General features: G+C 66.9%; 9 protein-coding genes. 3 read left to right on the plus strand and 6 right to left on the minus strand.

Translation table 11 applies throughout. The features are described from left to right. Positions 1-962: hypothetical protein (locus ACXJKR_RS13365; RefSeq protein WP_457323248.1), on the minus strand; the 962-nt coding region annotated here is incomplete at its 3' end. A gap of 80 nt (positions 963-1,042) precedes the next feature. On the opposite strand from ACXJKR_RS13365, the gene ACXJKR_RS13370 reads away from it, so the two are divergent. Beyond that, positions 1,043-1,312, plus strand: a complete 270-nt coding sequence (locus ACXJKR_RS13370) for a hypothetical protein (RefSeq protein ID WP_457323249.1) — start codon at positions 1,043-1,045, stop codon at positions 1,310-1,312. Between the two features lie 323 nt (positions 1,313-1,635). Here the strand turns inward: ACXJKR_RS13370 and ACXJKR_RS13375 are convergent, their stop codons facing one another. Beyond that, entirely contained in the window at positions 1,636-2,037 is a 402-nt protein-coding gene (locus tag ACXJKR_RS13375) for an ester cyclase (RefSeq protein ID WP_457323250.1), read from the minus strand. 167 nt (positions 2,038-2,204) lie between these two features. Here ACXJKR_RS13375 and ACXJKR_RS13380 point away from each other — a divergent pair, with 167 nt between their 5' ends. Further along, positions 2,205-3,101, plus strand: coding sequence for an AraC family transcriptional regulator (locus ACXJKR_RS13380; RefSeq protein WP_457323251.1), 897 nt, complete (start codon positions 2,205-2,207; stop codon positions 3,099-3,101). 853 nt (positions 3,102-3,954) lie between these two features. After that, positions 3,955-5,970 carry an elongation factor G gene (fusA, locus tag ACXJKR_RS13385; protein WP_457323252.1) on the plus strand — a complete coding sequence of 672 codons (2,016 nt, stop codon included), beginning with the start codon at positions 3,955-3,957 and terminating at the stop codon, positions 5,968-5,970. 42 nt (positions 5,971-6,012) lie between these two features. On the opposite strand, the gene ACXJKR_RS13390 is transcribed toward fusA, so the two are convergent. From ACXJKR_RS13390 to ACXJKR_RS13405, 4 genes are all read right to left on the minus strand, one after another. Continuing rightward, complete coding sequence (locus tag ACXJKR_RS13390; protein WP_457323253.1) at positions 6,013-6,873, minus strand: spherulation-specific family 4 protein; 861 nt, start codon at positions 6,871-6,873, stop codon at positions 6,013-6,015. A 14-nt stretch (positions 6,874-6,887) separates the two neighbouring features. Next, positions 6,888-7,760 (minus strand): spherulation-specific family 4 protein, encoded by an 873-nt coding sequence (locus ACXJKR_RS13395; protein ID WP_457323254.1) that lies wholly within the window; start codon positions 7,758-7,760, stop codon positions 6,888-6,890. Between the two features lie 23 nt (positions 7,761-7,783). Continuing rightward, positions 7,784-9,715: a DUF4832 domain-containing protein gene (locus tag ACXJKR_RS13400; RefSeq protein WP_457323255.1), complete on the minus strand. Its 1,932-nt coding sequence runs from the start codon at positions 9,713-9,715 to the stop codon at positions 7,784-7,786. A 123-nt stretch (positions 9,716-9,838) separates the two neighbouring features. After that, on the minus strand, positions 9,839-11,476 hold a 1,638-nt coding region (locus ACXJKR_RS13405), incomplete at its 5' end, for an NPCBM/NEW2 domain-containing protein (RefSeq protein WP_457323256.1).

Genomic DNA, 11,476 nt, shown 5'->3' on the forward strand with positions numbered 1-11,476 from the left:
GCCTTGAACAGGCGCGCGAACTGGCCGCCGTCGTTCGTGATGTCCGCCGACGTGGCGCCCCCGGGACTGAAGACGAGCGCGAATACACCGTTGCCCGTGTACTGCGTTGGATGCGTCAGCATGTACTGGACGTGGTTGTCCCGATAGTGCTTCGGCGTTCCGCCGGGGGTCGTCGAGGGCACGCCCATGGGGGTCTGCCAGAACAGGATCGGCAGGTTGCCCAGGTGGCTTCGTAGCGTCTTCCACTGGTCGAGGCTTTGGTTGAAATTCGGCGTGGTGACGTTGTTCTCATCCAAGTAGAACGGGCCGGTGCCGCGACCCGCGCACTCGTCCACGGGTGTCGGGACTTCAAAGCAACCTGCGTCGCGATCGCTCGTCTGCGCCACGATGAAGTCGGCCTTGTCTGCACCGAGTTTTGCCATGAAGCTGCCGGTGGCGTCTGGGTTCCCGTACCACATCGACGGGGGGAAGCCCATCCTCGCCTTGGGCGCATACGTCCGCCCGAGCGTCAACAGGCAACCGACGACGCCAACGGCCGTATTCGGTTGACTGGCGCATTCCGGCACCGTGCTCACGCGCGCCGGCAACTTCGCCGGGTCGCCGCCAGGTGCACTGCCCTCTGCGAAGCCCCAGAAGTCAGGCTCGAGGTTGACCAGGGTGGGGCGGCCGGTCTCGGCGATCTTCTGGTACATCAACTTGACTTGCGCCCAGTAGGCGGCCATGAACGGCGCGTCGTTGATGACGGTGACGTCGCCACCCCGCAGGGAAGGCATCTGGAACAGGGTGAACATCGGCACGGCGCCCATGGCCGCGACGTCGGCGGAGAAGACCGTTATGACGCCACCGTCCGGATAGTTGTATTGCCATTGAGGCCATGCGTTACCGCCGCCGCCAGAGTTGAAACCCGTGACCGCCACGAGATAGGTATCGATGATGTCCGGAGCGATCTGCTGGGCCTTCATGTCCGCGATAGGACTGGCCGCGCCGAGGCCCACGAGGAGCCGGCCGGGCTTGCCGAGGGCTGTAGTGATCGAAGGAGCAGGTGCAGGTGCAGGTGCAGGTGCAGGTGCAGGTGCAGGTGCAGGTGCAGGAGCAGGTGCAGGTGCAGGTGCAGGAGCAGGTGCAGGTGCAGGTGCGGGTGCAGGTGCGGTTGTCGGCGAGCCGCCTCCGCCGCCGCAAGCTGCGACCCCCGCACTCAGGAAGGCGATCGCAACGCGACGGGCATGGGACACGGTGTTCAGTGCCAACGGCATTCGTTTCCTCTTGGATGAAATATGTCTTTTCGCAATGTTGTCGCGGCAAGACTCAATAGTTGTAGTCACGCCCTCGGCCCGACATGAACACGCGGCCGTAGATGGTCGGTGAAGTTGTAATCGATCTGCCAACTTCCTGACACGTGGCGCCGGCTGTGGCCGAGCGCATCACCATCTGCACCAAGCCCACGCCTCCTCACGTGCCGGACACACGGAAGGCGACCTTCGTAGTCGCGCCTGAGCCATAGACCGAGACGCCGCAGATGCCACCAGGATGCCGGCCATCCTCGGAAGAGATGAGCAGCGGCCAGTTCGTGCGATCGAACTTGTAGAGCGACGGCGGCGCACTACTGCCTGTACCGGAGGTCGATGCAAACGGCACTCACAGGCCCTCAGGAACCGGCAACCCGCCGATCTGCTGCATCAGTCCGAGCAGGTCCGGCTGCCCCACTTCGGAGACGATCTTCCCGGTCGAAAGCCGGTAGATGTTCAGCGCTTGCACGGCAATCGTCTTGCCGGTGGGAGGCACGCCGAAGAAGGCTCCGCGCTGCGTCCCGCGCATCGTGAATCGCGCCGCGATCACGTTACCTTCGACGACGGTTTCCTCAAGAGTCCACTGGATATCGGGGAATCCGCCGCGCATCATCCCGATGATCTCCAGGTAGCCTTGTGGCCCGTGCACGGGTTCGGCGCGCCCCGGAACCTGAAACACGGCGTCAGGGGAAACCAATTCTGTGGCGAGCCGCGGATCCGCGGTGTTGATGAACTCCACGAAGCGAGCCATGAACTGTCGGTTTGTGGTTTGCATCGGTCGCCTCGGACTGTCTATCAGGATGGGAGCCGGAGCATGGTGGCCGCCCCGTGCCCGCGGTCTCGTATTGTTCGAGTTGCCGGCGTGTTCGACACGATCAAAGTCGGTTGCCGAAATGGTGAATATCGGACAATGGACCGATGCCGCGCGGAACTAAACCCATCGATGTCGAGCAGGTCCGATATCAGCCCTCGGCCGAGAGGGCGCTGGATCTCGAGGTCTTCTCGATGTCGGACCTGAGACGGAGGGTGTCCCGAGCCCACCTGCAGCGCTACCACCGCTACGACTTTCACATGTTCGTGCACGTCAGACGTGGAATATGCCGCGCCGTGGTGGACTTCAGCCACATCGAGTGTGGCGGCGGTTCGCTGCTGACCATTCGGCCCGGGCAGGTTCACCGCTTCGGGCCGGGAAGCCGTTGGGATGCAAACCTCCTGCTGTTCCGACCCGAGCTTTTGCAGGCTTCGCAAGGCGAGGAGCGCCTTCAGATGCCTGAACTGGTCGATGGGCTTCCTGGCAATCTGAGCCTCGACCGGTCGACGGGTCGGTTTTTGGCCGCCACGCTCGCGCGCCTGGAGGAGGAGTGCGCGCTCGACGCCCGGCAACCGCTGCTGAACTGGCTGCTCCAGAGTGAACTGACAACGCTGGTGACGCGGCTGCACATCTTTCATGCCGAGCAACAGCGATCCGCCGGAACGGCGTCCGACGCGCCGGAGCGCTTCCGTCTATTCAAACGGCTTCTGGACGAGAACGTGCATCAATGGCGTCACGTTTCGCGCTACGCAAATGCCATGGGATGTTCCGAGAAGACGCTCACTCGCATCTGCAGTGCGGTGGCTGGCGTCGGCGCGAAGGCCTTGATCGCCTCGCGCCTTGCGCTGGAAGCCAAGCGCCTGCTCGTGCACACGAAGATGCCGATTTCCGCCATCGCGCAGCGGCTTGGCTTCGACGAGGCGACCAACTTCATCAAGTTCTTTCGCAGCATCGAAGGCTGCACGCCAGGCGAATTCCGCCGTCAGTTCGATGTCTCGTTGTAGCCGCACTCGGCCATCCCGGTCTCTCATGTTCGCGCATGCATGCCATAAGTACAGATCGACACGTCGCGCCGGCACCAACGACGCAGATCGGACGTTGCATTCGATCTCGAGCACGGTCTGCTGGGCTCTTGGCGTTCGAGCCCGAGCTGCGTAATCCTAATGCCTGCTTATATGCGGACTTCACTGTCAATCTTTCGCATCACAGCGGGATCTGATTTCGGCATCCAATGGGGTGGCCGGCAAGATTGATCTGAGGTCAGGAACAGTCGGGCCTCGAGCTTGTACTCGAGCGAGCTTCTATCCGTGCAGGGCGCCGACGTCCAACACCGCATGCTGCGAAAGCCGCCCCGCCTCCTTAGGCCGCCGCGTATGGACGAGCGGTCCCATCCAGCGCCACGCCTGTTCATCCCTCGGAGCACATGGACGTGAACACAGCCTGCGGCAGCCGTGCCGCTGCAGCTGAGCTGCGAAGAAGTCCACCGCGGCGCCGCCACATCTCCCCACAAGCGCCAAGGCCTCGCGGGCTGCAACACAATCCACCCATCATGAAGTTCAACCACACGATCCAAGCCCGCCTCAACACCTGAGCGCCCCTTCGACCGTGTTCGGAAGGCGCCAAGCCTTCCGGTCAATCCAAACCCCGGCAGGTTCGTCCCTCCGGGGTTTTGTTTTTCTGATCTGAGTTCAACCATGCGCACCCGCACCTTCGACAAGCTGATCGCCACGATTCCCGAGCGCCGGAGCGCGGCTGAGTCCTGCTCGTCGCTCGTGCGCTTCGGCGTCCTGCCTTTGCGCTAGCCCTGCCAGGTGGTTCCACCGGGGGCTGGCAACAGTCACCGCATCTGGAATCACCATGAACTCGAATAACTTCCGCAACCTGCGCAACATCGGCGTCATCGCCCACGTCGACGCTGGCAAGACCACGACCACCGAACGCATCCTGTTCTACACGGGCGAAAACCATCGCATCGGCGACGTCAACGACGGCAACACGACGATGGACTTCGATCCCCAGGAACGCGCACGCGGCATCACCATCCACAGCGCGGCTACCACCGTGCACTGGCACGGTACGCAGATCAACCTGATCGACACGCCCGGGCACATCGACTTCAACATCGAGGTGCGCCGCTCCCTGCGCGTGCTGGACGGCGCCGTCGTCGTCTTCGACGGCGTGGCCGGTGTCGAACCCCAGACCGAGACCAACTGGCGCCTCGCGGACGAGTACCGCGTGCCGCGCCTGGCCTTCATCAACAAGCTGGACCGCGTTGGCGCGGACTTCCTGCGCGTCGTCGCATCCCTGCAGGAACGCCTGGGCGTGCGCGCACTGCCGCTGCAGCTGCCCATCGGCGCGGAAGTCGACTTCCGTGGCGTGGTGGATCTGCTGACGATGCAGGCCCTGGTCTGGGACCGCGACGACGCCTCGGCACCGCCGCGCGTCGAAGCCATCCCGCCGGAGCTGCAAAGCGCCGCCGAGGCCGCGCGTGCGCGCCTGCTGGAAGCCGCTGCCGAACAGGACGACGCGTTGCTGGATGCCTGGCTGCGCGGCGACGAGTTGCCTTTGGACGATGTGCGTGCGGCCCTGCGCCGCGGCACGATCGCGGGCGCTTTCGTACCCGTGCTGGCCGGCTCGGCCTTCCGCAACCGTGGTGTCGAGCCGCTGCTGGACGCCGTCGTCGCCTACCTGCCCAGCCCAGGCGAAGGGCCAGCCGCTGCGGCGGCCGAAGGCCCGCTGTCTGCCCTCGCCTTCAAGCTGACCGCCGACGACCACGGCGCGATGGTGTTCGTGCGGGTCTACAGCGGCCGGCTCAAGCGTGGAGACTCCGTGTTCAACGCCAGCACCGGCAAGGCCGAGCGCGTGTCGCGCCTGTACGAGATCCATGCGGACCGGCGCGTCGAGCGCGACGAACTCGTCGCGGGCGATATCGCGGGCGTCGTGGGCCTGAAGGAGGTGCTGACCGGCCACACGCTGGCGTCTGCCAAGGACGCCGCCGTGCTGGAAAGCATCGCCGTGCCCGAGGCCGTCATCGACGTCGCCATTGAGCCACGCAAGCAGGCCGATGCCGCGGCCCTGTCCAAGGGCCTGGGCATGCTCGTCCGCGAAGACCCGTCACTGCGACTGCGCCAGGATCCGGATTCGGGCCAGACGCTGTTGTCCGGCATGGGTGAGCTGCAGCTCGAGGTGTCCATCGAGAAGCTGCGTGCGCGCTTTGGCGTCGAGGTGCAGGTCGGCCGACCCCAGGTCGCCTATCGCGAGACCATCGCGGGCACGGCCGAGGTGCGCCATCTGCACCGCAAGCAAAGCGGCGGCCCCGGCCAGTTCGCCGAGCTGACGCTGCGCGTGGCGCCGCTGCCGCGGGGCACGGGCATCCGTTTCGAGAACACGGTGGTGGGCGGCGCGATCCCGCGCGAGTTCATCCCGGCGGTGGGGGCTGGCATCCGCCGCGCCGCACAGTCTGGCCCGTTCGCGGGCTATCCGCTGGTGGACTTCGAGGCGACGCTGGTAGACGGCAGCCACCACGTGCGCGACTCGTCGGCGCTGGCCTTCGAGCTGGCGGCGGCGGCGGCTCTGCGCGAGGCGGTGCTGAAGGCTTCGCCCGTGGTGCTGGAGCCGGTGATGGCCGTCGAGGTCATCACGCCGGCCGACTACCTGGGCGACGTCATCGGCGACCTGCTGCGCCGGCGTGGCCATGTGCATGGCCAGGATGCACGTGGCAACGCCGTCGTGCTCAGCGCCGAGGTGCCGCTGGAGCAGATGTTCGGCTACATCGGGCATCTGCGCGCGATCAGCTCAGGTCGCGCGCAGTTCACGATGCAGTTGGGCCACTACGCCGAGGCGCCGAAGAGCATCGCGGCCTTGGCCGCCTAAGCAGAGGGCGAGGCGTTGAAAGGCGCCTCGCCCTTTTTCTCTTCAGCGACGGCGCCGACGCACGATGCCGGCCATCAAGGCCAGCCCGGCCATCAGCATCCCGGCCTGCGCCGGCTCCGGCACCGCCGCGGCCGCCACCTCCGCCGTCCAATAGCTCGGCAGATGCAGATACGGATTGCCGCTCGCCATCGTCCCATCGGTGACGTAGATCGCCCCCAGCCCATGCTGCCTGGCCAGCCCCATCACCTGCTGCATCTGCGCCACCGTCGCCACGCTGTGAACGATCGCGCCGGTCGACGCGGCGTTCGTCAGCCCGCTCAGGAAGGAGCCGTTGATGAAATCGCTGTACGAGCCTTCAAAGCTCATCAGCGTGTTCGCCAGCGGCACATAACCCGCAGAGGGCGTCACGCCCGGGTTGCCGACGATCTCCCAGCCCGGATGCGCCGCGCGCAGACTGTTGCTGAYGGTCTGATAGAAGGGCAGCGCACCGGGCTGCGTCGCCATCTCGTCCAGGAACACGCCGTCCACGCCATACCAGTTCGCGTACTTCTGCGCGTCCGCCAGCACCTCGCTGGTTGAGCGCGTTGGCGGCACCTCCGGCGTGCAGTGGTTGACGCCATAGCAGGTGTAGACATAGCCCAGCACCTTGCCGCCCGCCGCGCGGAACTCGTTGATCGAGGCCACGTAGTCGCTGTTGGACGCCGTGCCCGGCCCGTTGCCCGGGTTCATGATGGCCGTGACCTGCGCGCCCTGTTGAGCCGCCCAGCTGAGCTGGTGCCACTCGTTCTGCGATGGCATCCAGGACGGATAGAAGTACGCCGGCACGATGATCTCGATGGCCGACGCGAAGGGCGCCGCGCCGGCCAGGGCGAGTGCGGCGATGAGGGTCTTCAGATGCTTCATGTCAGGGTCTCCGTTCAGCAGGTTCCGCYGGTCTTCAGGCTCCTCAGGCACCAGCGCTCGGAGCCGCTCAGCGTCTCGTTGCCCCAGTAGGTGGGCGTGTAGTTCCAGATCGGGCCGCCCCAAGGCAGGGCGGGGTTGTAGGTCATGCTCGTCGCGTAGACGTAGTTGGCCGCGCTGCCCTTGAGCGTCAAGCGCATCTCGGCCTGAGTGGCGGAGTGCACCAACAGCCAGGTCTTCACGCCCAGCGATGCCGCCAGGCTCTGCACGCCGCCATTGAGCCAGCTCGCCGCGGCCACGTAGTCGCTGTACTTGGCCTCGTAGATGACGATGTGCTCGCCATAGCTGGCCGCGCTGAYGAAGCAACTGCTGGCGCCCGGCCAGCCGGCGTTCCACACCACCGTGCCGCTGGTGCCGGTGGCCGCCATCTTGGCGCGCACGGCGCTGAACTTCGGCGGCGTGCCATTGCACTTCTGCGTGTCGGTCAGCGCCGCGTCGTCGAAGGCGGCCTCGTCGAAGAAGAAGCCGTCCACGCCCCCCAGCGTCGTCTTGTAGGCGCTCAGGTTGGCGTTGATCGCGTTGTAGCGGGCCAGCTCGTCGGCGGTGTTGTAGTCGTAGCCGGTGGCCACATAGCCCAGCACCTTGCCGCCCTGGGCGCGGATGTTGGCGATGACCGCCTTCCAGTTGGTGACCTGGCTGCCGCTCAGACCGGTGGCGCCGCTGTTGGGGTTGATGACGACATAGGCACCGCTCGGAATCTGGCCGCCATAGATGCTGGCGGTTTCGCCCCAGTAGGCCACCATGCCGAAGCCGGTCGGAGCGGCCATGGCGAGGGTGGCGCCGAGGGTCAGCAGGCTCGCTGCGGCGAGCTTCAATCGAAAGTCGGACATTCGTTTCTCCTGGAGAAGGTTTTTCAACGTACGGTCAGCGTGGTGCCCGCGCGGAACGCGCCGAGCGCCGCATCCCAGGCCTGGGCCTTGGCGGTGTTGTCGGCATTGGCCGGGCGCACGCTGTAGCGCACGTCAGCGCTCAGCGATGTGGCACCGTCAGGCAGGGCGAACAGCACGTCGTAGGCACCTGTCGGCGTGCCCGCGGGAACCGTGAAGCCCGCCGACACGGTGCTGGTGCTGTTGGGCAACCAGCCGCGCGGGTCGACGGCCGACAGCGCGATGCGCACGACGGCGCCCGTGGTCCGGTGCTTGAGCAGCAGTTGCACCGCACGCGGGTTGAAGGCGCGCGCCCAACCACTGTTGCGCACGGTCAGCAGCAGGTCGCCCGACTGCCCGGCCGTCACCGCCTCACTGTGGCGCAGGGTCGAGAGCTCGAAGCGGTAGCCCATGCTGCGCTTGACCTCGGCCATGCAGCCCTGCGTCTCCCACTTGGTGTGGAAGAGGTCGCGGTAGTAGTCGTTGTTCAGATAGGTCAGGCCGAACTGCTTGCCCTCGGCCAGGATGTCGGTGCAGCTGGTGCGCGGCACCGCGCCTTCCTCGTCGGCAGGGTTGCAGGTTTCCGCGCCGAAGGGGGCCACGCGTGACAGCGAGGCGGTGTAGTTACGCTCGTTCTGGCGCGTTGCAGCGTCCTCGCTGTAGGTGCCGACGTCCGTCGCCGAGGCCATGAAGCAGTCGTTGTGCACGCCGATGCGCGAGGCCGCCGACCCGTCGCGCCAGCTCGGCACCTGCGAGGCCCACTGCATCAGATACGGCGGATAGCGCAGCTGCAGGAAGCGGTCGGTCGGCAGGGCGTTCAGCAGCGCATCGCGGATCTGCGTGCGCGGGCTGACCGCGGTGAGGTTGTTGGACGAGGTGTGCCATTCACCCCAGGCGCCAATGAAGCCGGCCTGCAGATAGGCGATGACATCGGCATTGGCCGTCAGTACCGGCTTGAGCTGGTCGATGTGGCCGAGCACGCGCGCCAGCGGCGCGTCCTTCACGTTCTGGTATTCGGTCTCGTTGGCCGGGTAGTTGTAGAGAAAGCGTGGCACCAGCTTCAGGCCGGCGCGGCGCGCGATCGCGAAGCGGTCCGAGAGCTGCGTGAGCAGGCTGGCGGGCAGCGTGGTGTTGGCATAGGCGTCCAGGCGCACTGCGGCATAGACGACTCGGTAGCCGGCCTGGAACTGCGAGTCGGCGTCGGCCTGCGTCCACAGCAGCAGGTTGTCGGCGGCCCAGGTGTACATGCCGCGCTCGGGGTTGGCGATCTCGGCGGCACTGGCGGTGAAGCTGGTTTCGACCGGTGCGGGCGCTGGAGTCGGGGCTGGTGTGGGAGCGGGCGTGGGTGCCGGTGTCGGTGCGGGCGTGGGTGCGGGGGTCGGCGCCGGTGTGGGCGCAGGCGTGGGTGCCGGCGTAGGCGCTGCGAGCCGCCACGCCTGGTTCGCATCGCCACTCTTGCAGGTCGCGACCGAGAAACCAACCTGGGCCAGTTGAGTCGGCGCGGTCAGGCACAGGTTGTTGGCCGCCAGCTTGAGCTGGGCGGTCGAGCCGCCCGCCAGCGCCACCACCGAGAAGCGCTGGCCCGTCTGGCTGGGCTGGCAGGTGTTCAGCTCCACGAAGGACCCGGAGCTGGTGCCGGTGGCGGAGACGCACAGATTGGCCTGCGCGTTCTTGAGGGTGTAGGTGCTGCTGCCGGTGCTGACCGGCGTGAGGCTGAAGTCCTGCGCTGCGCTGGCATTGCAGGTCGCCAGGCGGATGTCCCAGGTGTCGACCTTGGTTTCCAGGCAGGCGCCCAGGGGGTTGGACACCAGGGGCGCTGCGGTCGCGGCAACAGGCCAGGCGGCGATCAGGGCGAGCGGGAAGGCGAGCTTCAGCCCGGCGCGAGAGCGGGGCAAGGGGCAGGGACGCATGGAGTGCATCGGGTTCTCCTCATGAACGACTGAGCGCTGAACGGGAGGGGCCGGGCCACGTCAGCGCGAGCGCGGCCAGGGCACCGGCGCGACCGGTGCCAAATAGCGATGGAGAGAAGGCGTGCTGGGCGGCTACTCGATGCGAGCGTCGCCCCAGGTCACGACGACAGGGCCTGCGGTGTCGGCCCCATGCTGGCGCGCGATCAGCTCGATCAGCTTCACGCCGCGCAGGTCGGCGCTGAGATCGCGCGCCGCCTGGTTGAATTTCATCGGTGCAGTGCTCGCAAGGCGGCGGCCATCACCCCAGACCTCGAAGCTGACGGCAGCGCTCTTGCCGCGCGTCGAGTCGTCCACGCCGACGCGCGCGACAAAGCGCCGCGAGCCGATGGGCACCTGAACTTGCAGCCGCGAGTCGGCCAGTGCGCCGATGCCATGGCGGAAGGCTTGGCGCTGCACGCTCAAGCCCTGGTCATAAGGCGTCGAGTCGGCACGCGGCGCGCCCCAGCCGGCGTAGGCCGGGCGCGTGCCACCGTTGTCGGTGGTGGACCACGAGGCCAGCGCGCGGTAGCCGATGGGATCCTGCTCCAGCGCGCGGATGCCGTCGCGCGCCACGTAGACGTTGCCGGGCCGCTCGGAGACGAAGTAGCCGCGCGGCAGCAGGTGCTTGCCGGTGGCGGTGAACAGCAGCGCCTCGCGCGGCTTCAGCTCGAACTCGCGCTTGTCCGTGAACGTGCCCGCATCGGCGCGAGCCCAGGCGTCACGCAGCGCGACGGGTGCTGTCGCGTCCATCTTCAGGTGCTCGGCGGTCAGCGTGAACTTGGCGGCAGCACCCGTGCGGTTGAACAGCAGCACGGCCTTGCGTCCATCGGCCAAGCTCTTGACGAGGATCTGCCGGTCACTGTCGGCATAGGCGAGCACGCCCTGATGGCCGGCTGGGTCCTGGTTGATGGCGACGACCTCGGGTGCCTTCAGCACGTCGATGAGGGCGGGCGAGGCTTTCGACAGGTCGGTGCCGATCATCAGCGGCGCGGCCGCAATGGCCCACAGGCCCATGTGCGTTCGGGCTTCGAGCAGATGGTTGCCGTCGAAGTCGCCGTTGCCGATCTCCAGCATGTCGGGGTCATTCCAGCGGCCCGGGCCGGCGTAGAACTCGCGCGTAGCGACGGTGTCGAAGTTGTGCAGCATCTGCGAGAAGCTGGGCGCGATGTCGCGGCTCGTGCGCCACATCGTGCCCACCTCGGCGCCCCAGCTGCGGACATTGGCGGCGCCCCAGAGGCAGACCGACAGCACATAGTCGCCATGCGGCCGCACGCTGCGCAACGCCTGCGTGACGCGGCCGTACAGGGCGCGGGCGCCGTCCATGTCGGACTGGTTGGCATTGCCCTCGACGACCGTCGGCCCGAACTCGCGGAAGCGGCCCGACGTGACCGGGGGGCGGTCCTTGCCGTACGACGACAGGCCGCAGCCGTCCACCTTGATGAAGTCGAAGTTCCAGTCGCCGAAGTAGAGCGCGATGTCGCGCTCGACGTTGTTCATCAGCCCCACCTCCCGCTCAACCTGGCTGCCTTCGGGCAGGTTGGGGCTGTCGGTGTTGTAGGCCTGCGAGCAGGCGTTGCGGCCGATGTCGGAGTACAGGCCGGCCTTCAGCCCCATCGCGTGGATCTTGTCGGTGAAGGGGCGCAGCGACGTGCCGGCCGCGCCGCCGGTGCCCGCGCTCGGGAACAGATTCGTGCGCACCTGCATGCGGCCGTCGCTCGCGCGGCGCTTCCT

The sequence above is a fragment of the Roseateles sp. P5_E11 genome, from assembly GCF_054049355.1.

Coding starts and splice junctions, on each gene's coding strand:
- ACXJKR_RS13375 (WP_457323250.1), bottom strand. CDS start 2,037: ATGGCTCGCTTCGTGGAGTTCATCAACACCGCGGATCCGCGGCTCGCC.
- ACXJKR_RS13380 (WP_457323251.1), top strand. CDS start 2,205: ATGCCGCGCGGAACTAAACCCATCGATGTCGAGCAGGTCCGATATCAG.
- fusA (WP_457323252.1), top strand. CDS start 3,955: ATGAACTCGAATAACTTCCGCAACCTGCGCAACATCGGCGTCATCGCC.
- ACXJKR_RS13400 (WP_457323255.1), bottom strand. CDS start 9,715: ATGCACTCCATGCGTCCCTGCCCCTTGCCCCGCTCTCGCGCCGGGCTG.